General features: G+C 48.8%; 23 protein-coding genes and 1 tRNA gene. 13 read left to right on the top strand and 11 right to left on the bottom strand.

All coding sequences use genetic code 11. The features are described 5' to 3' along the window. Positions 1-40 precede the first annotated feature (40 nt). From NW199_RS03970 to glmS, 6 genes are all read left to right on the top strand, one after another. Positions 41-115, top strand: a tRNA-Arg gene (locus tag NW199_RS03970). A gap of 25 nt (positions 116-140) precedes the next feature. Next, positions 141-548: a gamma-butyrobetaine hydroxylase family protein gene (locus NW199_RS03965; protein WP_258333691.1), complete on the top strand. Its 408-nt coding sequence runs from the start codon at positions 141-143 to the stop codon at positions 546-548. A gap of 1 nt (position 549) precedes the next feature. After that, complete coding sequence (ubiE, locus tag NW199_RS03960; protein WP_258333690.1) at positions 550-1305, top strand: bifunctional demethylmenaquinone methyltransferase/2-methoxy-6-polyprenyl-1,4-benzoquinol methylase UbiE; 756 nt, start codon at positions 550-552, stop codon at positions 1303-1305. Positions 1306-1372: 67 nt separating this feature from the next. Beyond that, entirely contained in the window at positions 1373-2338 is a 966-nt protein-coding gene (locus tag NW199_RS03955; RefSeq protein ID WP_258333689.1) for a Tim44 domain-containing protein, read from the top strand. Positions 2339-2480: 142 nt separating this feature from the next. Continuing rightward, on the top strand, positions 2481-3839 hold the full coding sequence (gene glmU, locus NW199_RS03950; protein ID WP_258333688.1) for a bifunctional UDP-N-acetylglucosamine diphosphorylase/glucosamine-1-phosphate N-acetyltransferase GlmU: 1359 nt from the start codon (positions 2481-2483) through the stop codon (positions 3837-3839). A 23-nt stretch (positions 3840-3862) separates the two neighbouring features. Beyond that, positions 3863-5689, top strand: a complete 1827-nt coding sequence (glmS, locus tag NW199_RS03945) for a glutamine--fructose-6-phosphate transaminase (isomerizing) (protein WP_258333687.1) — start codon at positions 3863-3865, stop codon at positions 5687-5689. Between the two features lie 76 nt (positions 5690-5765). On the opposite strand, the gene NW199_RS03940 is transcribed toward glmS, so the two are convergent. After that, positions 5766-6422 carry a MarC family NAAT transporter gene (locus tag NW199_RS03940; protein WP_258333686.1) on the bottom strand — a complete coding sequence of 219 codons (657 nt, stop codon included), beginning with the start codon at positions 6420-6422 and terminating at the stop codon, positions 5766-5768. 259 nt (positions 6423-6681) lie between these two features. Here NW199_RS03940 and NW199_RS03935 point away from each other — a divergent pair, with 259 nt between their 5' ends. Genes NW199_RS03935 through NW199_RS03920 form a run of 4 tightly spaced genes read left to right on the top strand, consistent with a single transcriptional unit; the run spans position 6682 to position 13191 of the window. Continuing rightward, the gene (locus tag NW199_RS03935) at positions 6682-7803 is read left to right on the top strand and encodes an efflux RND transporter periplasmic adaptor subunit (RefSeq protein ID WP_258333685.1); all 1122 of its coding nucleotides are present in this window, start codon (positions 6682-6684) and stop codon (positions 7801-7803) included. Positions 7804-7831: 28 nt separating this feature from the next. Further along, positions 7832-11116 (top strand): efflux RND transporter permease subunit, encoded by a 3285-nt coding sequence (locus NW199_RS03930; protein ID WP_289567793.1) that lies wholly within the window; start codon positions 7832-7834, stop codon positions 11114-11116. A gap of 2 nt (positions 11117-11118) precedes the next feature. Then, complete coding sequence (locus NW199_RS03925) at positions 11119-12582, top strand: efflux transporter outer membrane subunit (protein WP_258333684.1); 1464 nt, start codon at positions 11119-11121, stop codon at positions 12580-12582. 3 nt (positions 12583-12585) lie between these two features. Continuing rightward, entirely contained in the window at positions 12586-13191 is a 606-nt protein-coding gene (locus NW199_RS03920; RefSeq protein ID WP_258333683.1) for a TetR/AcrR family transcriptional regulator, read from the top strand. Positions 13192-13259: 68 nt separating this feature from the next. On the opposite strand, the gene NW199_RS03915 is transcribed toward NW199_RS03920, so the two are convergent. From NW199_RS03915 to NW199_RS03905, 3 genes are all read right to left on the bottom strand, one after another. Further along, a complete protein-coding gene (locus NW199_RS03915) occupies positions 13260-14693 on the bottom strand; it encodes a DegQ family serine endoprotease (protein WP_258333682.1) in 1434 nt (477 codons plus the stop codon). Between the two features lie 137 nt (positions 14694-14830). After that, entirely contained in the window at positions 14831-16144 is a 1314-nt protein-coding gene (locus tag NW199_RS03910; RefSeq protein ID WP_258333681.1) for a sensor histidine kinase, read from the bottom strand. Between the two features lie 6 nt (positions 16145-16150). Further along, positions 16151-16807 carry a response regulator gene (locus tag NW199_RS03905; protein ID WP_258333680.1) on the bottom strand — a complete coding sequence of 219 codons (657 nt, stop codon included), beginning with the start codon at positions 16805-16807 and terminating at the stop codon, positions 16151-16153. A gap of 188 nt (positions 16808-16995) precedes the next feature. On the opposite strand from NW199_RS03905, the gene NW199_RS03900 reads away from it, so the two are divergent. The 3 genes from NW199_RS03900 (at position 16996) to NW199_RS03890 (ending at position 19674) form a co-directional block, all read left to right on the top strand. After that, the gene (locus tag NW199_RS03900; protein WP_258333679.1) at positions 16996-17418 is read left to right on the top strand and encodes a DUF4870 family protein; all 423 of its coding nucleotides are present in this window, start codon (positions 16996-16998) and stop codon (positions 17416-17418) included. 191 nt (positions 17419-17609) lie between these two features. After that, complete coding sequence (locus NW199_RS03895) at positions 17610-19010, top strand: OmpP1/FadL family transporter (protein WP_258333678.1); 1401 nt, start codon at positions 17610-17612, stop codon at positions 19008-19010. A 109-nt stretch (positions 19011-19119) separates the two neighbouring features. Beyond that, a complete protein-coding gene (locus NW199_RS03890; RefSeq protein ID WP_258333677.1) occupies positions 19120-19674 on the top strand; it encodes a YaeQ family protein in 555 nt (184 codons plus the stop codon). Positions 19675-19676: 2 nt separating this feature from the next. Here NW199_RS03890 and NW199_RS03885 read toward each other — a convergent pair whose 3' ends face one another. The 7 genes from NW199_RS03885 to NW199_RS03855 form a co-directional block, all read right to left on the bottom strand. Next, complete coding sequence (locus tag NW199_RS03885; RefSeq protein WP_258333676.1) at positions 19677-19946, bottom strand: cyd operon YbgE family protein; 270 nt, start codon at positions 19944-19946, stop codon at positions 19677-19679. Then, positions 19946-20053 (bottom strand): cytochrome bd oxidase small subunit, CydX/CbdX family, encoded by a 108-nt coding sequence (locus tag NW199_RS03880; RefSeq protein WP_022473140.1) that lies wholly within the window; start codon positions 20051-20053, stop codon positions 19946-19948. The genes NW199_RS03885 and NW199_RS03880 overlap by 1 nt, the downstream gene beginning before the upstream one ends. A gap of 11 nt (positions 20054-20064) precedes the next feature. Then, a complete protein-coding gene (gene cydB, locus NW199_RS03875; RefSeq protein WP_258333675.1) occupies positions 20065-21201 on the bottom strand; it encodes a cytochrome d ubiquinol oxidase subunit II in 1137 nt (378 codons plus the stop codon). 6 nt (positions 21202-21207) lie between these two features. Further along, on the bottom strand, positions 21208-22776 hold the full coding sequence (locus NW199_RS03870; protein WP_258333674.1) for a cytochrome ubiquinol oxidase subunit I: 1569 nt from the start codon (positions 22774-22776) through the stop codon (positions 21208-21210). A gap of 34 nt (positions 22777-22810) precedes the next feature. Beyond that, complete coding sequence (gene cydP / locus NW199_RS03865) at positions 22811-23029, bottom strand: cytochrome oxidase putative small subunit CydP (protein WP_258333673.1); 219 nt, start codon at positions 23027-23029, stop codon at positions 22811-22813. A gap of 123 nt (positions 23030-23152) precedes the next feature. Beyond that, the gene (locus tag NW199_RS03860) at positions 23153-23653 is read right to left on the bottom strand and encodes a DUF1801 domain-containing protein (RefSeq protein WP_022473144.1); all 501 of its coding nucleotides are present in this window, start codon (positions 23651-23653) and stop codon (positions 23153-23155) included. Between the two features lie 107 nt (positions 23654-23760). Then, the gene (locus NW199_RS03855; RefSeq protein WP_258333672.1) at positions 23761-24261 is read right to left on the bottom strand and encodes a DUF3455 domain-containing protein; all 501 of its coding nucleotides are present in this window, start codon (positions 24259-24261) and stop codon (positions 23761-23763) included. Between the last annotated feature and the right edge of the window lie 224 nt (positions 24262-24485).

Raw genomic sequence — 24485 nt, 5'->3', positions numbered from 1 at the left:
CATTCGTTTGACAAAAAGTCCTTTATAATCTGCAATTCCTGCCTCCGTGGTGAAGTGGATATCATGCGACCCTCCGAAGGTCGCGTCACAGGTTCGATTCCTGTCGGAGGTACCACCTAATAATAGTTGGCAAAAAAGCCATGTTTGTCCCTGTAGATATTGCCTATCACCGTCAATCCCGAGAGTTGGAGCTCACCTACGAGAATGGAGAAAACTTTCGGCTGCCGGCGGAATTTTTGAGGGTATTGAGTCCTTCGGCTGAAGTGCAGGGACATACGCCTGATCAGGCAAGACTTCCGGTTGGAAAACGTGAAGTCAGTATTGTTGCAATAGAGCCTGTCGGGTTGTATGCGATCAAAATAGTTTTTTCAGACGGCCATGATTCGGGTTATTACGACTGGGATTATTTGAGAAAACTTGCAGTCGATAAAGGGGCCTTGTGGGAAAATTACTTGGCTCGACTGGGGGAGCTTGGGGCGAGCCGAGAGCCCGATGATCCCAGAAACAAGCCGTTTGAATTACCGTTAAAGAAAACTTGTCACCACTGATATGTCTCAGGAAAATAACCGCCACGAAACCGACTTCGGTTTTAAACGCATTGCAGAAGAAGATAAAGCTAAACAAGTCAGGGAAGTATTTGATTCGGTCGCTCCCAAGTATGACTTAATGAATGATGTTTTGTCTTTTGGAATGCATCGTCTCTGGAAGCGATATGCCATTCATAAAGCCGATGTGGCCCGCGGGATGAAAGTTCTGGACTTGGCGGCCGGAACCGCGGACCTTTCGCTTCAGTTTGCTAAGCTCGTGGGTCGCGATGGCGAGGTTTGGCCGACGGATATTAACCGCTCCATGCTGAGTATCGGAGCAAAGCGTATGCGTGAGGCCGGATTTGACATGCCGGTTGTTCAATGCGACTGCGAAAAGTTGCCTTTCCCGGATGATACGTTTCACGTGGTGATGGTTAGTTTTGGTTTGCGCAATATGACGCATAAGGATCGCGCACTCAGTGAAATGCAAAGAGTGTGCAAACCGGGCGGCAAAGTGATGGTTTTGGAATTTTCCAAAATTAACAAATTACTGGCGCCGTTTTATGACTTTTATTCTTTCCGTCTGATGCCCTGGTTGGGCGGAAAGATATCCGGCGACAGTGAGAGCTACCGTTATTTGCCGGAGTCAATCCGTATGCATCCGAGTCAGCCGGTGTTGGCAGAAATGATGCGCGCGGCCGGTCTTGAAGATGTTCATTGGCACAATTTAACGTTTGGTGTTTGTGCCTTGCATATCGGTAGAAAGCCGATAAAGTAGTCGAGCAATAAGTTTTCCCTCTTAACCTGAAGGGGATTTTGTTTCAGGTCCTTAGGAGTTTTTCTCAATGAAAAAATGGATTGCGATTTTAGCGATTGGTTTGACCATGATGTCGCTATCAGTTTCTGCTGATGCGGCCAGACGTTTCGGAGGCGGTATGAGTTTCGGTCGTTCCGCCCCTACGCTTCAGAAAGCGACACCAGCGCCTTCAGCGGGCATTAACCAACAACGTGTTAATCCCCAACAGCAACAGCGCCAACAACAGGCCGCTCCCGCTCAGCAGCCGCGTCCTCAAACCGCGGCTCCCAGCCCCATGCGCGGCATGCTGATGGGTTTAGCTGCCGCATTAGGTATTACCGCTTTGGCTCATGCATTGGGTCTTGGCGAAGGCTTTGCCCAATTTTTGATGATCGCATTAATGGCGCTTGTGGCCTTTTACGTTATCAGAATGCTTTTGGGATTGTTCCTCGTGAAACGTAGGCCCGCGGGAATGCCGGGGCATTCCGCTGAAGCGTCTCGCCAAGATTCCATGCAAAGCCGCTACGATTATGCTTCTTCTGAGCCGCAGAGTTCGCAGAGCGCTTTCAGTGGTTCTTCGCCTATGGCCGGAAGTGTTTTAGATGAGCTTAATAATCCGACTTCCGCACAGAAAGTGGAACTGCCGGCCGATTTCGACGTGGAACAGTTCTTGAAAGTGGCAGAGGCCAATTTCGCTAAGATGCAAAAGGCTTGGGATACCGGTAATGTGACGTCGCTTTCTGACTTTACGACCGATGAAGTATTCCGTACCGTTACCCATCAGTTGCGTGAACGGGGAGCACAGGATTATCAGACTGAAATTGTGACGCTGAAATCAGACTTCCGTGGAATTGTGCGCGATGGTGAAGAGTACCTTGCCGGCGTTCATTTTGACGGGACGTTAAACGTGAGTGGCGAAGCAGAACGCGTGGATGAAACGTGGATTTTGACCAAACCCGTTCACGGTCAGGGCGGTTGGCTTTTGGCTGGTATTCACCAGGAATCCGAAGCGTAAATCGCACACTACGTCTTTAAAAAACAAAGGGCTGCATTTTTTAATGTGGCCCATTTTGTTTCCGGTCTTGTCTACTCAGAAGTGCTGGGAACGAATCGAGTACAATACGGTTAATTGACATATCTGTACTAAAAGTCATTTTATGAATATCGTTATTCTTGCCGCCGGCATGGGTAAACGGATGCGTTCGCGTCTACCGAAAGTGCTTCAGCCCCTTGCTGACAAGCCCATGCTTGAGCATGTCATTGAAAAAGCCCGTCTTTTAGGTTCCAATAATCGCTTAATCGTAGTCATTGGCCATGGTGCCGAGGCAGTAAAAGCGTATTTTGAAAAAGACGAAGATATCACTTTTGCTTTGCAAGCTGAACAGTTGGGAACGGGGCATGCATTGCTTCAAGCGTTGCCGTACTGTGATCAAAATGAACCCACTTTAGTGCTTTTGGGGGATGTGCCGCTGATTCGCCCTGAGACGCTGAAAGATTTGATTCAGGCTGCCGGCAGCGGCGTCGGACTTTTAACTGTTCGTTTAGATAACCCCAGGGGGTATGGTCGAATTGTTCGTCAAGACGGTGCCGTTTGTGCCATTGTGGAAGAAAAAGACGCTACCGATGAACAGCGTGCCATTAATGAAGTTAACACAGGCATTATGGTGTTGCCGACTCGGTATCTTGAGCGCTGGCTCAATGAATTGGGAAATGAAAACGCGCAAGGTGAATACTATTTGACCGATGTTATTGCCCGTGCGGTTTCCGAGGCAATCGCTGTCAATTCAGCGACGGCACAAACAGCCACGGAAGTCGAAGGTGTTAACAATAAGGTTCAGTTGGCCGCTCTTGAGCGAGCCTATCAGAAAGAGAACGCCCTGCGTTTGATGAATGATGGCGTGACCTTGATTGATCCCGATCGGATTGACGTTCGAGGGGAATTGATCTGCGGAAAGGATGTCACCATTGACGTCGGCTGTATTTTTAGCGGTAAGGTTGTTTTAGGTGACGGCGTTCGAGTCGGTGCCTATTGTGTGCTCAAAGACGTTGAAATTGGCGAAGGAACTGAAATTTTGCCGTTTTGCCACTTTGATGGTGCACAGGTGGGTAAAGAGGCTCGTTTGGGACCGTACAGCCGCCTGCGTCCGGGAACGACTTTGGCCGATCAGACGCATATCGGCAACTTTGTTGAAATTAAGAAATCCGTGGTTGGTCTGGGCAGTAAAGTAAACCACTTGTCGTATATCGGTGATACAGATATGGGGGCACGGGTTAATATCGGTGCTGGCACCATTACCTGTAACTACGATGGTGTCAATAAATTCAGAACCACGATTTTGGACGACGCTTTTATTGGTTCGGATACGCAACTTGTCGCGCCGGTGACAGTTGGCAAAGGGGCGACGCTTGGAGCGGGGACAACCCTTACCAAGAATGCTCCAGATGGTGAATTGACGATTGCCCGAGCACGCCAGATGACCATTAAAGGTTGGAAACGTCCGACGAAAAACAAATAAATTTAGCAATAAAGGAAAACATCATGTGCGGTATTGTTGCTGCGACTTCTAAACATCGGAATGTGGTGCCGCTTTTGGTTCAAGGATTAAAACGTCTTGAGTATCGCGGTTATGACAGCTGCGGTGTGGCCGTTTGGAATCAGGGCCTAAAGCGTGTCAGAAGCGTCTCGCGTGTCTCCGAGCTCTCTGAACAAATCAATAAGGATCAGTTGCAAGGCTTTTTAGGAATCGCTCACACTCGTTGGGCTACGCACGGCGAACCGTTGGTTTGCAATGCGCATCCGCATTTTTCCGGTGACCAAATCGCCTTGATTCATAACGGTATTATTGAAAACTATGAGGAAATCCGTGAGGAATTGGCGGCCAAAGGTGTTCAATTTACCAGTCAAACCGATACGGAAGTCTTGGCTCACTTGGTTCGTGACAAGTACACGGGCGATTTGTTGGGAGCCGTTCAAGCGGCATTAAATCGTGTACGTGGGGCCTACGCTATTGCCGTTTTCTGTAAGGAAGATCCCCATCGTGTCGTTGTGGCCCGCCAAGGTTCCCCCTTGGTTTTAGGGGTGGGCGATGGTGAGATGTTTGCCGCCTCGGATACGATGGCGCTTGCCGGCGAAACAGACCGTTTTATCTATCTAGAAGACGGCGATGTGGCGGATTTGTTGCCGCAAGGCTATCAAATCTACTCTCACCAAGGGACAGAGTTTATCCCGGTTGAAAGAGAAGTTCGCCAAATGGAAGCGTTTAGCAATGCCGTGGAGTTAGGACCGTATCGTCATTACATGCAAAAGGAAATCTTTGAGCAACCGAGAGCCATTGCCGATACGCTTGAGGCGGTGGGCGAAGTAACGCCAACTCTTTTTGGCGAAAAGGCCGGAGAAGTTTTCAAAGATATTCACCGTGTTTTAATGGTCGCTTGCGGAACCAGTTATTATGCGGCCTTGACTTCTAAGTACTGGATTGAAGGCATCGCGGGCATTCCTTGTGATGTGGAAATCGCAAGTGAGTATCGCTACCGTAAGAGCGTTCCGGATCCGAAGACCCTTGTTGTCACTATTTCTCAGTCCGGTGAAACGGCCGATACGTTAGCGGCATTAAAGCATGCACGAGACTTGGGAATGACACAGACGCTGACAATTTGCAATGTTTCCACGAGTGCCATGGTTCGCGAAAGTCTCTTGCGTTACATCACGCGTGCGGGGGTGGAAATCGGTGTGGCCTCCACGAAAGCCTTTACCACGCAATTAACAGCGCTCTTTTTACTGACATTGTGCTTGGCAAAGGTCAAGGGACGCTTGTCTGCTGAAGATGAAGACCAATACATGAAGCTTTTGCGCCATGTGCCCAAGGCAGTCAGTGCTGTATTGGCTCTGGAACCTCAAGTGATTGCCTGGGCTCAGCGTTTTGCAAGCAAGCAACATGCTTTGTTCTTAGGACGTGGTATTCACTATCCGATTGCTCTTGAAGGCGCTTTGAAATTAAAAGAAATCTCTTACATTCACGCGGAAGCCTATCCTGCCGGTGAACTCAAGCACGGTCCGCTGGCGTTGGTTGACGAGTCTATTCCTGTTGTGACGGTGGCGCCGAACGATGAATTGTTGGAAAAACTCAAGAGCAACATGAAAGAAGTGGAAGCGCGCAAGGGCGAACTTTATGTGTTTGCTGATGCCGATACCGGTTTGGAATCGAGCGAACACATTCACGTTATTCGTATGCCTGAAAACTACGGGCCGCTTTCGCCGATTTTGCACGTAATTCCGCTGCAACTTTTGGCTTATCACACGGCCTTTATTCGCGGCAACGATGTGGATAAACCGCGCAATTTGGCTAAGAGCGTTACAGTCGAGTAACCATTGTCAAGATAATGAAAAGCCCCGAAGATTGGAAATGAACTTCGGGGCTTTTTTGATAAAGCGCAGGTGGAATTTACATACCGGTCGCAAAGGCGCGGATGCCGGAGCCGATAAACTGCACGCCGATACAAACCAAGAGGAACCCCATTAATTTACTGACAATGATGGTGCCGGACGGGCCAAGTTTTCTACCGCAGAAGTCGGCAGAGCGCATGACTGCCCAACAGACCAGACAGCAAAAAACAATGGCAAGGGTCATCATGAAAAAGGTTGCGACTTGATCTTCCCAGTGGGGATATTCGGCAATTTCAGTGGAAAAACCGATGATAACAGCCATTGTGCCGGGACCGGCGATCATCGGCATGGCGATGGGGAAAAAAGCGTAATCCTCACGATCTCGACGGACCAACGGGGCTTTATTGGGAGAGGGGGTTTGTTGGCCAAAAAGCATTTGATAACCGATGACCGCAACCATGAAGCCGCCGGCGATTCGCAACGCCCCGTAGGAAATGCCGAAAAAAGCTAATAAGAGGTTGCCAGCCAATAAACTGACAAACATGATGATGCCGGCATAAATCGCAGCCCATCTCGCTTGAGACTTGCGCTGAGCTTCATCCATGCCTTGTGTGAGGCTGATGAAAAGCGGAATTTTGGACGGCGGGTTGGTGATCACTAAAAGACTGACCAATCCAGCTAAAAAGTATTGCAGGTGAAAGATCTCAAGAGACATGTCGAGCTGGTCAAAAATCGAAACATAAAAATGTCGACATTGTTACCTTTTCATTTAAAAAGGTCACTAGGTAGTAACCCTAATGTGAGTTACATTCTGAAATATTTTTTGCCTTAAAGATCAAGTAATAAAAACCAATTTTCGGTCTTTTCTGTCATAATGAACGCACTTTCACTTTTTGACTGAATGAACGTTCAGTCACATTTGGTTATTTATTGTCGGATCAACGCCGGCATCGATGTTTGGAGAAAGGTAAAAGATGTATTCAAAGTTTGCGCCCAAGTACGCTGCGGTAGCTTTATCAGTCGTGGCAGCTTTGTCGTTGGCAGGCTGTAAGGGTGAGGCTCCGAGTGCCCCGAAGGGGCCCCAAGAAGTGGGAGTGGTGACGGTAGAGCTGTCTACTCCTGTGATGACAACGGAGCTTGCCGGACGCACGAGCGCTTACCAAGTGGCCGAAGTTCGTCCCCAGATCAGCGGGATTATTCAAAAGAGAACTTTCACCGAAGGTCAGATGGTTAAGGCTGGTGACCAGCTCTATCAAATTGATCCGGCTTTGTATGAAGCCGCCTATGAAGAAGCCGTGGCCAATTATGAATTAGCCCGAGCCAACGCCAGACGTTCTGCCCAGTTGGTGAAGGTCAATGCCGTGAGTAAGCAAGACAACGATGCCGCTCAAGCTCAAATGAAGACAGCGCGGGCAGCCATGAAGACGGCTAAAACCAATTTGGATTACACCAAGGTCGAAAGCCCGATTTCAGGACGAGTGGGCCGCTCTGAGGTTACGCCGGGTGCGCTGGCCAACGCTTATCAGACATTTATGACGACGGTGCAACAGCTGGATCCCATTTATGTGGACGTTCGTCAAACAAGTTCTGACATGTTGCGCTTAAAGCACGAAATTGCTTCGGGCAAGATTAAGGCTAAAGACGGTGCTGTCGAAGTCACTGTTTTAATGGAAGATGGCTCCGTTTATCCGCAAAAAGGCAAATTAACCTTCACGGGTGAAGAAGTGGACGAAGGCACGGGGATGATTAATTTGCGTGCGGTTGTGCCCAATCCTAACGGTGATCTTTTACCCGGTATGTTCGTGCGCGCCCGTCTTGAAGAAGGCGCTCGTCCGGATTCTGTTCTTATTTCTCAACGTTGCGTGATGCGCGACCCGAAAGGTCAAGCCTATGTTTATGTAGTAAAGCCAGACAATACGATTGAACAACGCAATGTGGTTGCCAACCGTGTAGTCGGCACGAATTGGTTAATTGAATCAGGTCTGCAGGCAGGTGAAAAAGTTGTGATTGAAGGCATCGGCAAGGTGCGTATTGGTGCACAAGTCAAAATTGCGCAACCGGCAGCCGCCGCGACTGAGACCCCAGCAAAGCAATAAGAAATAAGACAAGGCAAAGGATTAATTTATGTCTCGATTTTTTCTAGGACGACCGATTTTCGCCTGGGTGATCGCTATTGTGATCATGTTGGCCGGTATCCTGTCGATTACAAGATTGCCGGTCTCTCAGTACCCGCAGATCGCGCCTCCTCAGGTAACCATCACGGCAACCTACCCGGGCGCTTCGGCTGAAACCATTGAAAATACGATTACCCAACAGGTCGAACAAGCGATGACCGGTTTGGACGGCTATCTATATATGGCCTCTAACTCCGATTCGTCCGGTCGCGTTTCCATTGATATCACCTTTGAAGCAGGAACCGACCCTGACATTGCCCAGGTTCAAGTTCAAAACCGCTTAAAGACCGTGGAAAACAGTCTGCCGCAAGTGGTGCAACAGTTAGGTGTGAACGTGGATAAATCGGCCGCCAACTTCTTGATGGTGGTGGGCTTTGTCGATAAAAACGGCAAAATGAGCAGCGCCGATCTTTCTGACTATTTGGTCAACAATGTTCAGGAGCCGCTTTCACGTATTACCGGTGTGGGCGAAGTGGAAGTGTTCGGTAGCTCTTACTCCATGCGTATTTGGCTCGATCCTGAGAAGCTTCACAAGTACTCCTTGTCGACAGACGAGATCATTGCGGCCGTCGAAGAGCAAAACGTACAAGTTTCATCCGGCGCTATCGGTAACTTGCCTTCAGCGACACGTTACGAATTAAATGCCACGATTAACTCCATGTCGCTTTTGGAGACGGTTGAAGACTTCGAAAACATTATGGTGAAGACGTCCATGGACGGTTCACGTGTTTTGATGAAGGATGTAGCCCGAATCGAGATGGGGCAGGAGAGCTACAACGTTATCGCTCTTTATAACGGAAAAGAATCCACCGGTATGGCCATTAGTTTGGCTTCAGGCGCCAACGCCATGGCTACGAGCGATCGTGTGAAAGCCCGCTTAAATGAAATGCAGGTGAACTTCCCGGATGGTATGGAATGGGTGGTGCCGTTTGATACGACGCCTTTCGTTCGCATTTCTATTCAGGAAGTGGTTCGCACGCTTTTTGAAGCTATCGTGCTTGTGGTCTGCGTGATGTTCCTATTCCTGCAGAATTGGCGTGCAACCTTGATTCCGACTATTGCCGTGCCGGTCGTGCTTTTGGGTACGTTTGGGGTATTGCAGGCAATGGGGTACTCCATCAACGTGCTAACGATGTTTGCTATGGTGCTAGCCATCGGGCTACTGGTGGACGACGCCATTGTGGTGGTGGAAAACGTTGAACGTGTGATGCGAACTGAAGGCTTATCACCACGAGAGGCGACGGAAAAATCCATGGGTCAGATTCAGGGCGCCTTGGTGGGTATCGCCATGGTGCTTGCGGCAGTGTTTGTGCCGATGGCTTTCTTCGGCGGTTCAACCGGCATCATTTATCGTCAGTTCTCCGTGACGATCGTCTCGGCCATGGTGCTTTCTGTATTAGTGGCTTTGATCCTGACGCCGGTGCTTTGCGCTTCGCTTTTAAAGCCGATCGATGAAGATCATCACGAAAACAAACAGGGCTTTTTCGGCCGCTTTAACCGTGGTTTTGAAAAGTTCTCCCTGATGATTCGCACTCAGGTCGGTCAAGCTATCCCACATACTGTCCGCACGCTTTTGGTTTACGCCATTATTTTGGGCGGCGTGGTGTTTGGCTTTATGAAGTTGCCCTCAAGCTTTATGCCGGGTGAAGACCAGGGTATTTTGCTTGCTCAGGTGATTACGCCTGCCGGCACCTCTCAGCAAAGAACCCAGGAAGTGTTGGGTCGTATGAGTCAGTACTTCCAGGAAAAAGAAGCAGAAAACGTTGAATCGGTATTTACGGTTTCAGGCTTTTCTTTCGGTGGTACGGGACAGAACACCGGTTTGATGTTCGTGCGCTTGAAGGATTGGGGTGAACGTGAGGGCGATGGTCAGGACGTTAACTCCATCACGGCTCGCGCTATGGCAGAGTTCTCTCAATATAAGGATGCGAATGCCTACGCGTTCCCGCCGCCGGCTGTGCCTGAATTGGGTATTGCCGATGGCTTTGACATTTATCTGCAAGCCAGCGCCGGTCAAACTCACGATGAATTGATGGCGGTACGCAACCAGTTCATTGGCATGGGTAATGCTCACCCGCATCTGACCGCAGTTCGTCCGAACGGCATGGAAGATACGCCGCAGCTGCACTTGGATATTGATGTGGAAAAAGCCCGCGCGTTGGGTGTGTCCATTAATTCCATCAATTCAACACTGGCAACGGCTTGGGGTAGTACGTATGTCAACGACTTCCTCGATCGCGGTCGTGTGAAGAAAGTTTATGTCCAAGGCGATAGCCAATTTAGACAAAAACCGGAAGATTTAGGTAAGTGGTACGTGAAAAATAGTGCCGGTGAGATGGTGCCTTTCTCCGCGTTCTCAACGACATCGTGGAAGTACGGCTCGCCTCGTCTGGAACGTTTCAATGGTTTGTCTGCCGTGAACATTCAAGGTAATCCGCGAACGGGCTTTAGCTCAGGTGACGCCTTGGCGGCTGTGGCAGAAATCGCTGAGAAACTCCCTGCTGGCTATAGCGTTGCTTACACGGGTGTTTCCTACCAGGAACGTGAAGCAGGTGGTCAGGCAGCGCCCTTGTACGCCTTGTCCATTTTGGTGGTGTTCTTGTGCTTGGCCGCTTTGTATGAAAGCTGGTCCATTCCGATTGCCGTGATTTTGGTCATTCCGATGGGCGTGATCGGTGCTTTGGCGCTGACGGGCCTAAGAGGTTTGAATAACGACATTTACTTCCAGGTCGGCTTGATTACAACAATCGGCTTGGTCAGTAAGAACGCTATTTTGATTGTGGAATTTGCCAAGGACTTGCACGACAGCGGTGAAGATATTGTGCACGCGGCTATTGACGCGGTCCGTCTGCGTCTCCGTCCGATCGTGATGACGTCTTTGGCCTTCGGTCTCGGTGTGTTGCCCTTGGCTATGTCTCATGGAGCCGGTTCCGGAGCTCAGAACGCCATTGGTTGGGGTGTGTTGGGCGGCATGATTACCGGTACGCTTTTGTGTGTGCTCTTTGTGCCACTTTTCTACGTTATGATTATGCGTGTCTCAGGCAGTGCCAATGAACGTAACGTTGACTTGAAGGCAGCGGCGGCTGAAACGGCTTTCGAAGCCAAGGCCTTAAAGAGCGGAGAGCTCACGTTCTATGATCGTGACGAAGAGTCTGAGAAAAAAGAAAACGGCGTTCCTGCAGAATCTGATGCTCAAGTGCAGGAAAAACAGCAAGCCGATAAAAAGGGAGAATAAGCATGCGAAAGACTTTTAAGTTTTTACCGTTGGTGGCGGCTTTGGCATTGACCGGTTGCATGTCGATGGCTCCCAGCTATGAAAGACCGCAGGCACCGATTCTGAACGCCTGGCCTACCGGCGAAGCCTATGCCGATGCAAAGATCAATCAGCAGGCTTTGCCCGATTGGCATGAGTTCTTTACCGACGAGCGTTTACGCAAGGTCATTGAGCTTACGTTAGAGAACAATCGTGACTATCGTGTCGCCATGCTCAATGTTCAAAAGATGCGTTATGCATACAACATCCAACGTTCGGAATTTTTACCGAGCATCTCGGGTGTTGGTTCCGGAGAACATTCCGGTACGCCGAGAACGCTAAGCGCGACCGGTCAAGATACGGTCAGCCATGTTTACTCAGCCAATTTAGCCATGGCTTCTTATGAGTTGGATCTTTTCGGTCGTATTCGCAGCTTAAGCGATGAGGCTTTAAACCAATACTTCGCGACCGAAGAAGCCAGAAAGAGCGCCCGTGTGACGCTCATCGCCGAAACGGCCAATCTGTGGCTGCAGTTGGGTGCGGACCGCTCACTTTTGGCTTTCGCCAAAGAAACATTGGATAGCCAAGAGAAGTCCTACAAGCTTTCTGAAGCAAGCTATAAAGCCGGCGCCATCAATTTGCTTGAACTCAATCAAGCCAAGCAAATGTACGCAAGCGCTCAAGCTTCTTACGCCTCTTCACAGCGTGCGGTGGCTCAAGACATGAATGCTTTGGCGCTTTTGGTTGGCACGAATGTCCCCGAAGACTTATTGCCCAACAAGGTGGAAGTGGTAACACTGGCCGGGGTTTTGCCCCAAGGTGTTCCCTCTGAAGTATTGTTAAACCGTCCTGACATTGCTCAGGCTGAATACACGTTGTTGGCGGCCAATGCTGACATTGGCGCGGCCCGTGCAAACTTCTTCCCGAGAATCACGCTTGTGGCTTCAGGTGGCACCGGTTCAACGGAATTGGATGACCTCTTCTCGGGCGGAACGCGTCTTTGGAGCTTTAGTCCCTCGATTTCGCTTCCGATTTTCACCGGTGGCGCCAACTGGGCGACGCTTCGTGTCTCTGAAACGCAACGAGATATCGCAGTGGCCGATTACGAAAAAGCCATTCAAACGGCTTTCCGTGAGGTGGCCGACGCGTTAGCGACCGAAGGCACCATTGAGCGTGAACTTAAAGCCACGCAAGACTACGCGGATGCCACGAAGAAGGCCTATGAGCTAGCTCAAGCCCGCTATCGTCACGGCTCAGAAAGTTTCCTGACGGTTTTGGATTCGCAACGGCAATACGTGAGTGCGCAAACCCAATTGGCTGTTGCCCAACAGGCCCGAGCCATGAGTTTGGTAACGCTTTACAAAGCCTTGGGTGGCGGTGCGGTTGATATTGAAAAATCCACCGATCAAAAGAGTGAATCTTCGGTTCAAGCCAAAAGTGAGGCTTAGACCATGGCGAAAAATTTAGCTCAGCAGCGCCGTGAGGAAATTATCCGGGCGGCGCACAAGTGCTTTATCACTCGAGGGTTTCACGCAACGGGTATGGCCGATATTGCTCGGGAATTTGGGATGAGCGCCGGCCATATCTATAACTATTTCCCGAGTAAGACCGCCATTATCGAGGAGGTGATTTCCCGGGGGATGGAGGATTTTTATAAAAATTCTTGCGCTCTTCAGGAAAGCCAAGACAGTTATGAAAAGACACTTGAGCAAGTCAGACGTATCTTGTCAGGTATTTTGAAAAAAGAACGTGTGACGCTTTCTTTGGAGCTGTTGGCCGAGGCCAGTCACAATCCTGAGCTCGAAAAAGTGCTTCGAGAGGCTGATGTCAAAGCAAGGACACACCTTAAAGAACTTTCCAATCCAAACGGCAACAATGCAAAAGATTGGGCGTTGGTGGATATGGGAATGGCAACCTTTGAAGGAATCGGTTTGAGATATCTGAGAAACCCCGATATGGATTTTGATGCGATTTGCGAAGTTCTTGCCGAGCGTATTTACATGCCACGGGAGAAACTCAAACAAAGGCTCAAAGAGCTTGAAGCCAAGCAGGCTTAAAAGACCTCTTCTAAAAAACAGCCGGTTTCATTTTCCGAAGCCGGCTGTTTTACATCAAAAACAGGAAACTACTTCAAGTCAACGGCGATAAAGATGCGGGATTGTTGACGTTGTACCAACAAGGCCACTTTTTCAGCGCCCGAAACCGCACGACGCAAATCGCCCACCGTTTTGACTGTCTTACCGTTGGCGCTCAGAATGATGTCGCGAGGCATGAGGCCCGCGCGAGCGGCAGCAGCGCGAACTTCCGTGACTAACAGTCCATTGGTAAGATCCAATTCCTTTAATTCTTCGTCATTTAATGCGCGAACCGACACACCGAGTTTTCCTTGAGCTTGTTTGGCTTCGGTCGGAGCGGTGCTGTCTTCGGGATTTTCAGCCACGGTTACAGTGACGTCCTTTTCCTTGCCATCACGCAAAACGGTGAGTTTCACCTTTGTGCCGGGTTTCATGGCAGAAATCTTAACGGGCAAGTCGTTGGCGCTGTTGATGGCCTGACCGTTTAAAGCCACGACAATGTCGCCCACCTTAAGACCCGCTTTTTCACCGGGTTGTCCCTTTTCAAGTTGGGTAATTACGGCGCCTCGAGGCGTCTTCATACCGAAGGCTTCAGCTAAATCTTGGGTAACCGCTTGGATGCCGACACCGATTCGGCCTCGGATAACCCGGCCGTTTTCGATCAATTGATCCTTAATTTGGATAGCTAAGTCAATCGGGATGGAGAAGGACAGGCCCATGAAGCCGCCCGAAGTGGAGAAAATTTGGGAGTTGATGCCCACCACTTCGCCCTTCATGTTAAAGAGAGGGCCACCGGAATTGCCGGGGTTGACGGCAACGTCGGTTTGAATGAAGGGAACATATTCTTCGGAGGGGAGGGCACGGCTTTTAGCTGAAACAATACCGGCTGTGACCGTATTGTCGAGGCCGAAAGGAGAACCGATGGCAGCCACCCATTCGCCCACTTTCAATTGTTCGGAGGAACCGATTTTAAGGACAGGCAAATCCTTGGCTTCAATCTTTACCACGGCGATATCGGTCTTTTTATCCAGACCTAAAACTTTGCCGGAGAATTCACGATTGTCAGTCAGACGAATGCGGATCTCATCGGCCCCTTCGACCACGTGAGCATTTGTGAGAATGACACCGTCAGAAGAAATAATGAAGCCGGAACCTGTTCCGCGCTGTTCTGGCACTCGTTGCTCTTGGGGACCGAATGGGATGATGGGGAAGCCAAAGCGGCGGAAAAGCTCTGCCGTGCGGTCATCCATGCCGGGGAAGGGAGACTGCACGGTTTGTGTACGGGCATTTCGAATCGTTGAGATATTCACAACACCTTTGCCATTTTCTTCAACAAGCTTGGTGAAGTCAGGCAACATGGCTTGTGAGCCTGAATCATTTGAAGAGAAAAACGGCACTTCGGCTTGAGCCGCCGGCATAAAGGAGAAAGCCGCGGCTAAAGCAACCGTCAGGGCGGCCGATTTCAAAACACTCTTTTTAACCATATCAAAGTACTCCGAAATAAATTCTTTTTGTCAGTGCAATACGTAATTTGCCAAACACTGAAACGATAATAAAAATCACGCCGATTTTGTTTGTCGGGTTGTTTCGATCAAGCTTTATTTGTAACAAAGACTAGAAATTATTGAGTTAACAAGGGCAAACGGATACGCATCGTGGTTCCTTTTCCATCCAATCCGTCATCAATCACGATGGATCCATGATGAATTTCCACAATACGCTTGACGATGGCTAATCCCAATCCGTGTCCCTGAGCCTTGGTTCCCAGTGCGCGGTAGAAGCGATCAAAAACGCGCTCACGCTCTTCAGGAGCGATGCCGGGACCATTGTCACTTACTTCAATGACGACCTCGTTTTGTTCGCGCTTGGCAGAAAGTCGAATGCGTCCGTCGGGTTGTGTGTAGCGAATTGCGTTATCGGTAAGGTTGGTAATCAGAAGTTTGAGCGCATCTTCCATGCCGGCAACGGCAACCGCTTCAGTGGCGGTTTCAAGCGTGATATTTTTTTGTTGAGCCAATACGGTCAGTTCATCGGCAACGGCACTGATCACTTCGTCAAGTTTGACTGAAACAAAGGGCTTTTTATGGGCATCGGGGTCAAGTCTTGCAATAACCAAAAGTTGTTGCACAAGACCGGTTGCCCGGTCAATACCCGCATGAAGTCGTCCAAAGGCCTTTTGACGACTTTCTTCCGTTTTGGCGCGTTCGGCCAATTGAACTTGAAGTTTGAGTGCTGTCAGCGGGGTTCTAAGTTCGTGCGCGGCGTCAGAGGCAAATCGCTTTTGCGCTTCAAGACTTTGCTCCAGTTTGGCCAATAAATCATTTAAGGCCAAAACCAATTGCTTAACTTCAACCGGAAGTCCCTTAACAGGCAACGGTTCCAGTGATGTGGACGAGCGGGTGGAAACGATCTTGGCGGTTCGATTAAGGCTTGCTAAGCCCTGCCCAACCAACAACCACACTGCGACGACTAAAAAAGGCAACAATAAAACCAACGGTTGCAAAATGTGAAGCGCGGACGTAAAGGCCAATTTCAAGCGGACATCCACTGGCTGAGCCGTGATAATAGAAATATGATGAGCGGTCTTTAAGGCAAAAATTCGCCAGGTTTGTCCTTCATGACGGATGTTGGCGAAACCTTCGATATCCGTTACTGGAAAAGGAGAGGGAAGACCGCTGGATAGGTGTGTCTGGCCGGAAACTGTGTCTAAAAGTTGAATGACAATATGTTGCTCATCGGAGCCAGATGGCTTGACATCGGGCAGTGTCCCGTCGGTGTGTGCACTTAAGGACAGGGCAATTTGCTGCAGTTCAGTGTCTAGAAAACGGTCTACTTCACCGCGGGCAGAGATAAACGTCATGTAGGTCGCCGCTACCCCTGCTAAGAGCAGCGCGATACAAAACGTCCACAAAAGTCTGTCGCGAATGGAATACATGATGGTTTAGGTTTCCAGAATGTAGCCCACACCGCGCACGGTTTTAATAGCATCTTCGCTTAGCTTCTTGCGAAGGTGGTGGATGTGCACTTCAATGGCGTTGCTGCCGATGGAAGAGTCCCAGTTGTAGAGTTTTTCCTCCAATTGAGAGCGAGACAGAACCAGTCCCGGGCGCTCTGCGAGCGCTAAAAGGAGAGCGAATTCTTTACTGGAGAGCAAAATAGACTCGCCACTGAAAATGACTTCATGCGTGGCAGGTTTAATTTGCAGGCGTCCGCGCTCAATCATGGGTTCTGCGCGACCCGCGGAGCGGCGAAGAAGGGCTCTTACTCGGGCAAATAATTCATCTAAATCAAAGGGTTTGATGAGATAGTCATCTGCGCCGGCATCCAACCCCTTGATGCGGTCTTCAACCGTATCGCGTGCGGTTGTCACAAGAACCGGAGTGAGATTGCGGTCGGCTCGCATTTCTTCGAGTACTTTGATGCCATCTTTACCGGGCAGGCCTAAATCTAAAATAACAAGAGAGAATTCAGTTGTGCGGAGAGCCAAAAGAGCGGAATGGCCGTCTTGCACCCAATCCACAGCATAACCCTCATCGGTGAGGCCATCGACAACACTTTCTCCAATCATCGGGTCGTCTTCTACCAATAGAAGTCTCACAGTTCTCTCCTAGCTGTTGAAAAATGAAAGTTGAAATGTAATGTTATGTAGCGTTATGTAATGTTATCGATAACAATACAAGTTTACAGCCTATCAAAATGAAAGAGAATTTAAAACTTCTGTAATCTTTTGAAGATGTATGCTAATTTTTATCTGGTGAAATGTGAGTTAAAGAAGGAAAAACGAAGATGTCAGATTTGACACCCTATAACAATGAAGCGCCGAAGAAGAATTTGTTGTTTGTCACTCAGCTCGTCTACATTTTGCACGGGTTAAGCATTGTGATTGGTTTAATGACGGGCGCAACCATTATTTCAGCCTTTTTATTTGGGTGGCCCTCCATTGCTGCGGTTATTCTCAATTACATTATGGCGCCTGACGCCAGGGGGACTTTTCTTCAATCACACTTTTCCTGGCAGATCCGCACTTTTTGGTACGGCATGATCTGGACGGTTTTGGTGGCTATTGTTGGCGTGTTGTTGACGCCCTTTGTGATCGGTCCTTTTATTTGGTTAATCGGCTTTGTGGTGTTGGGAGTTTGGGTCGCTTACCGTATTGTGGTGGGCTGGTTGCGACTGCGGCAATATCGACCGGTATTCTCTGATTATTAAAGGTTGTTCTATTTTTTGGGTAGATTAAACCGTTTTGGGTAGTATTAGGGTTATTACTAATAAAAATAGTAAAATTTTGACACAAAAAATCCGCAAAATTCAGTCGTTTCGGAAGCGTAAAGGTTTTGTTCTTGCTTGTTCCTAAACCTTTACGCTTTTGTTTTTAATTTTTCCCATTCTGGAGAGAATTGATGTCTTTCATGAAAAAGAGTGCTGCTACGTTGGTGCTGACTGGTGTGGCCGCCGCAACTTCTACGGCTTTGGCTGCCGGTTTCCAATTAACGGAACAATCCTCTTTGGGTGCTGGTCGTGCATACGCCGGTGCCGGTATCGTCGGTGACGACTTGTCTGCTGTTCATTACAACCCCGCTGGTATGACCTTGTTGGAAGGTACACGTTTCCAAGCCGGTGGTGTATGGATTGGGATTAATGCTGACTATAAGGGTAAGAGTGGTGATTCAGAAAACGGTCGTTTGAAAGGACAAATGATTCCAGCTGGTTACGTAACACACCAAGTCAATGACCAGATTTGGTTGGGATTTGGTATGACAGTTCCTTATGGTATGGGTACAGAATATAGCCGAGATTGGGAAGGAAAAGATCGAGGGACTTCCGCTAAGATTTACACATTCGATATGAATCCCAATATTGCCTGGAAGGTGAGCGAGTTTATTAGCGTCGGTGCTGGTGTTTCTGTCCAATATGCAAAGGCGAAGTTGGGTATGGGAATGATGGCTCATGATACGCCCTTGGGAAATTTGGATATCGCACATGCTAAAGTAGAAGCAGATAGTTGGGATTGGGGGTATAACTTTGGTGTTATGGTTAGCCCAACGGATAAATTACGTTTCGGTTTAGCCTATCGTTCTTCTATTGAACACGATGCAGAAGGTGACGTAAAGCTTAGTGGCTTTAATAAACAAATTGCTGGAATGATGGGAGATTTGAGTGCACTTATAGAAGGCGGTTATACCATGGGTACGAGTGCTACCCTTGAGACTCCGGATACGGTTATGTTGACTGGTACCTGGGAAGCTACGGAAAAGCTTCGACTTTCAGGTTTAATTCGTTGGGCAAATTGGTCTAATTTTGATGAATTGACGTTGAACAATGACCTATCACCCAGCGTTGCTAACATGTTGAAGGATAAACTGGGTGCAGGGCTTGGACAAGCTCTTCAGGGACAATATGGCGATGCTGCTAGTATAGTTGGAAATATGATGGCCGGAGAGCTTGTTGATGGTATGCAAACCACAACTCTTGAAAATAAGTGGAAAGATACCTGGCTTTTCTCTATCGGTGCTGATTATCGAATCAATGATGCCTTCACAGTTCGTGGTGGTGTTGCCTATGAAACTAGCCCGATTGACCGCCAAGAAACTCGTATGGCTGTGATCCCTGATACAGATCGTGTTTGGTTGTCTTTGGGTGCTTCTTGGTATCCAACTCAAGATTTGCAATTTGATATCGGTGGTACCTATTTGATGGGTGTTGGTGACAAGGACTTGTATAACTCTGCTGGTCAAAAAATTGGCAAGTATGAGTCTTTGGACGCTTACCTCCTTGGCGTTCAAATGCAATACCGTTTCTAATCTGATTTAGATTAAAACACCTAGAAAGCCGGCTTCTCATGACGTGGGAGACTGGCTTTTCTTTTGGGCACGTAATAACATAAGGCGCGTTTGATTAAGAGGTAAAAGCATGGCGCTTGGGGCAACGATTTATAAAGCCAATATTGATATTTCAGATGTGGACCGCGGTTATTATGGTTCGCACCTCTGTACCCTTGCGCGCCATCCCTCTGAAACTGAAGAGCGTTTGGCTATCCGCATGTTGGCTTTTTGCTTGTACGTTGGCGAAACAGACATGCGTCTTGAATTTGGTCGTGGGCTTTCAACAGAAGGAGAACCCGCTCTTTGGGAGATCGATGATACGGGCGCCATCGCCCGTTGGATTGACGTGGGTGTGCCCGATATCAAACAGATTAGAAAAGCGGCCGGTCGCAGTGATGAAGAAATCGTCATTGCCTACGGTGAAGACAGAATCGATCCTTGGTGGAAACAGCATTGTGCTGATATGCGCAAGGTCGATAAGCTCTCGGTGGCTATACTAAAGGATGCGGAAGTTGCTCAAATGCTGCCGCTTATGAGTCGCACGATGCATTTAACCGTAACGGTTCAGGACGGAGTGGTTTGGTTATCCGATAGTGTTCATACCGCTCAAGTGCAAATGCATTGGCTTTTGAAGCGGGATTGAAATTAGAGCGCGATCATCGTGGCTCCAAGGATCATCAGGGGCCAGGCGACAAGTGGAGAGAAAAGAATTTTGAGGGTTTTATTCTCAGGAATAAAGCCAAAACCGTGAACGTAGGCAAAGCTCATTCCCAATAAAAGGCATACCAACCAGCCGTGCGGTACGGCATGCATATCAATCGCTACGAGTCTTGGAAAGCAAACAACAGCCACCGTGACGGCTAAAGCCGCCACGATGGAAATAAAGCGAGTGATAATAACAACGCCCTTAGCCATTATTTTTCTTGCGAAGCGTCGTCATTTTTGAGCTCATACATGGCTGCCATCAAAACAGCGAAGACAATCGCTAAAAGCAACCCGACAAACCAATAAATGTAGAACATAGAGTTACTCCTTAATAAAGCGACTTGTCGTTTTCTTTAATGTATTGAGCCGTAAGTTTCCCGCTCATCACCTTGTAAGCCCATCCTGTGTAGATCAAAACGATCGGTAGGAAAATAAGCGTCACAATAAACATCACCTGTAAAGTGAGCTGAGAGCTTGTGCAGTCCCACATGGTGAGCGAAGAGACCGGATGGCTCGAAGACGGCAGAATAAACGGGAACATGGCGATTAACGGTGTGAGCACAATGCAAAGAATGCTCACGGCGCTAGCCAAAACCGCTGAAAGCGGACGCCAGACGTATTCACACAAAACCCCAATTAACGCGGCAGCAATGCCCAAGACAGGAACGACAAAGAGCACGGGATAATTGAAGAAATTCGTAAACCATGCGCCATTGCTTACTTGTACGCTCTTTAAAAGGGGATTGGCAACGCCCGCGGGATTGATGTCGGTTGCGACATAGCCTTGAATGCCGAAGTAAACCCAGATGCCGCCTAAAGCAAACAACACCGCTGTCGCCGTTCCGGCCATCAGACCGACTTTACGGGCACGAGCTTGCAGTTGTCCGGTTGTGCGAAGGATCAAATAGTTGGCGCCATGGAAAATGATCATGGCAATGGAAACCACGCCGCACAAAAGGGCAAAGGGATTCAAAAGGGCCCAAAAGCTTCCGGTGTAGGTCGAGCGCAATGTTTCATCAAAATGAAACGGCACGCCTTGGAGCATATTGCCAAAGGCCACGCCAAAAATGATGGGCGGCACGAAACTGCCGATAAACAAAGCCCAGTCCCAAGAGGTGCGCCATTTTTCAGCGGGCACCCGACTTCTGTAGTCAAAGGCTACCGGACGCAAAATAAGGGCGGCAAGCACGATAAAGAGCGCCCAGTAAAGTCCGGAGAAGGCCGTGGCGTAAACAAGAGGCCAAGCGGCAAAGATAGCGCCGCCTCCCGTTAAAAGCCAGACTTGGTTGCCGTCCCAGTGGGGAGCAACCGTATTAATCATCACGCGGCGTTCGGTGTCGTTTTTACCCAAGAAGGGCAAAAGCGACCCCACCCCCATGTCTTGGCCGTCCATAACGGCAAAGCCAACCAAAAGGACACCCACGAAAAGCCACCAGACAAGTTTCAGGATTTCATAATCGATCATGATGCTTTACTCCTTGTCATTTAAACGGTTGCGTTCGAAGAAATAACGGCCGGTACCTAAGAAACTCGGCCCGGTCTTAATCAGTTTGATCATGAGCCACATTTCCACAACCAAAAGGGCGGAATACAGAAGGACAAAACCGATAAGCGAGCCCATGACACTTCCGACAGACAATGTGGAAGTGGAAAGATGCACGGGGAGAATTTCATAAATACTCCACGGTTGACGGCCGTATTCAGCCACCATCCAACCCAATTCACAGGCAATCCACGGTAAGGGCAGAGCTAAAAAGCTTGCCTTTAAAAGCCAACGGCGAGAGGTGATCAAATCCTTGGCTGAATAGTAAAGACCGAAGGCAAAGACCAATAAAAGCGCGATACCGCAGCCCACCATGGCTCTGAAGCTCCAGAACATGATGTTGACACCGGGAATGGTGTCTTGCGCGGCTTGAGCGATCATTTCAGGCGTAGCGCGAGACGGATCTTCCGTGTATTTGCGCAAAAGCATTCCGTAGCCCAAATCGTCTTTAACAGTATTAAATTGCTCACGCAAGGCGGCGTTATTAGGGTCTTTTCGCAAAGCCGTCAGCGTTTGCATGGCCACAATACCGTTTTGGATGCGTTGGGTATTTTGTTCAATCAAATCCTTAATGCCGGGAATCGGCGTATCAAGGGAGCGGGTGGCGATGATGCCAAAGAGCCAGGGGATTTCAACATTGGCTCGAGTGACTTGGTTTTCTTCGTCAGGAAGACCGAAAATCGTCATCGGAGCCGGGGCGGGAACCGTTTCCCAGGCGGCTTCCATCGCAGCCATCTTGGCCGGTTGATCTTTAGCGACAAGGTAACCTGATTCATCACCTAAGTGAATGGTGAAAATCGAGACGATCAAACCAAAAGCAGCGGCGACTCGGAAAGAACGTTTAGCAAATTCCAAATCACGGCCTTTGAGCATGTACCAAGCCGACACGGCTAAAACAAAAAGCGCGCCGGTGACGTAACCCGCGGCAATCGTGTGACCAAATTTAGCCTGGGCCCAGGGACTTAAAATCACGTCAAAGAAATTGGTCATTTCCATGCGCATGGTTTCAAAATTAAAGTCCGAGCCGACCGGATATTGCATCCAGGCATTGGCGATCAAAATCCACAAGGCCGAGAGGTTGGAACCCAGGGCCATGAAAATCGTCACAATAAGGTGTGTGGATTTCTTAAGACGTTTCCAGCCAAAGAAAAAGAGTCCGATGAAGGTTGATTCCAAGAAGAAAGCCATAAGGCCTTCAATGGCAAGCGGGGCGCCGAAAATGTCGCCGACATAGTGCGAGTAGTAGGCCCAGTTTGTGCCAAATTGGAATTCCATCGTGATACCGGTAGCAACCCCCAGCGCAAAATTGACGCCAAAAAGTTTGCCCCAGAATTTTGTCATGTCTTTGTAGACTTCTTTTCCGGTTACCACGTAACAGGCTTCCATGACGACCAGCATGAACGAAAGCCCGAGCGTGAGCGGCACGAAAATGAAGTGATACATGGAGGTCAGTGCAAACTGCCACCGTGAAAGATCAACTAATTCGGTCGAAATCATAAAAAGAACCTTTTGAAGAGATTAACTGCGGCAGTTAGGGGGATTTATTCTTTTCTGCCACAGAGGAGACCGGAGCGGTGTCGGCCAAAAGCGCCTGTCCGACAGACTGCGGGTCGGTCTCTACCCGTTTGTCTGAACCAAAAAAAAGATAGCCTAAACAAGCAATTACGGCAATTTTGCACGCTAAAGTTACAGCGACTTTAACGGTCAATTGTCGGTCATTACGGGAAGCTTTGTTTTTCGGTTCAGACATAATCAGACGTAAGGATACTGACTGATACAAAATTTGGATAGAGTTTTTCAATAAAAGCTATGAGGGCGATTGAAAAAAGCGAGCCGTAAAGACTCGCTTATCGTTGCTCTGAGATCAGAAGGCTTATTTTTTCGCCTTTTTCGTATCATCAATGATCTCGATGACATCTTCTTCACGGCTCTTCATAGAGATGCGCACTACGGGTGGCGGGGCTTTGGCATCCTCTTCAGTTACCCCCCAGATGGCGAGCATCTGAGCCTGAGTCGGCACTTCACCCTGAGCCACACGGCTGCGGCGGGCGGTCACCGAGTCTCGAACAATCTTTTCAATGTTATCGAGCGGAATACGATTCAAATCGTTAAACAAAATGCTGCGGTGTTCCATGTCCACCTGAAGTTTGTCCTTGAAGGCTTCAATTACGGACTCTTCGGCGACATATAACGTCATGGATTTCTCACCGGACTCCAGCGCAAAAAGCGGCCCCTGAAGTTCATAGAAGGCCAAGGCATGGCGCATGCTTTCCCTTACACCCCGTGCCGAACGACGAATAAGGCTGCAGATTTTCGCCATCGCTACTCGGCGATCAGGCGGCAGGTTTTGCAGGTAATCACCAACTGTCGACATGAAAAAATCCCCTAAAAACTGGGAAAAACAAGCCCCTAATTTTACACGGATTTTCCCTGTTCCTCCAGTCCCTTTAGAAATTTTCTGAGTATTTCTCGGTACTTGCGTTATCGCCAGAAGACGAATTCGGCTTCAAACGGGACTTTATTGAGTTTGCCTTCGCGTGCGGGTGTGCATTTGGCTTGAGGGATCCCCCCCTTGGCGTTTAATCGCTGAATGTAGCGAACACCTAAGAATGCACCGCGGTTGGCAGGAGAAGTAACGGTAAAGAGGGCATCGGCGAGATTTTTGCCGTCTCCCGGTTTAATGCTTGTGATGCGGGAAGAGGCGATTTTCGAACCATCGTTATGAACGAATGAAAAACGATAGCCGTGTTTGGCTACGGCCTGACCGTTTACCGGATTAAAAAGATAGGCGTTGGGGGCTTCAAAGCGCCAAAACCAACCCTTCATGTCATGCACGCAACGGAAAACCTGCTCACCGGAAGCATCCAAACGCATCACCGCGTGAGTATTTTCCGGAGGGGTGACAGTGGGCTCTTGAAACGAAGCGCAGGCGCTTAAAAGTAAAGGTACTGCACACAAAGTCAATCGCCTCAGCAAATGCATGACAAACTCCGATTGAGAAAAAGATTTAGCAGAAAGGATACAGAAAATCTTTCCGTTCGTTTGAACATTCTAAAGCCAAAAATTTTTTCTAAAACGACAAACTAGAAATTTATTGGGTGTGTTAATTGGGCAATTTTGGATTTTTTATTTGAAAGAGTAAGTAAAAACCCTGATAACTGAGCAAAACACTTTAATGGTTTTAGCGCCGTTGCCGCAGAAAGATG

The organism is Parasutterella secunda (assembly GCF_024733725.1).
In the GTDB taxonomy this organism is placed as follows: Bacteria; Pseudomonadota; Gammaproteobacteria; order Burkholderiales; family Burkholderiaceae_F; genus Aphodousia; species Aphodousia faecalis.
The sequence above is the reverse complement of the archived record's forward strand: the minus strand, read 5'-3'. Positions and strand labels throughout refer to the sequence as shown.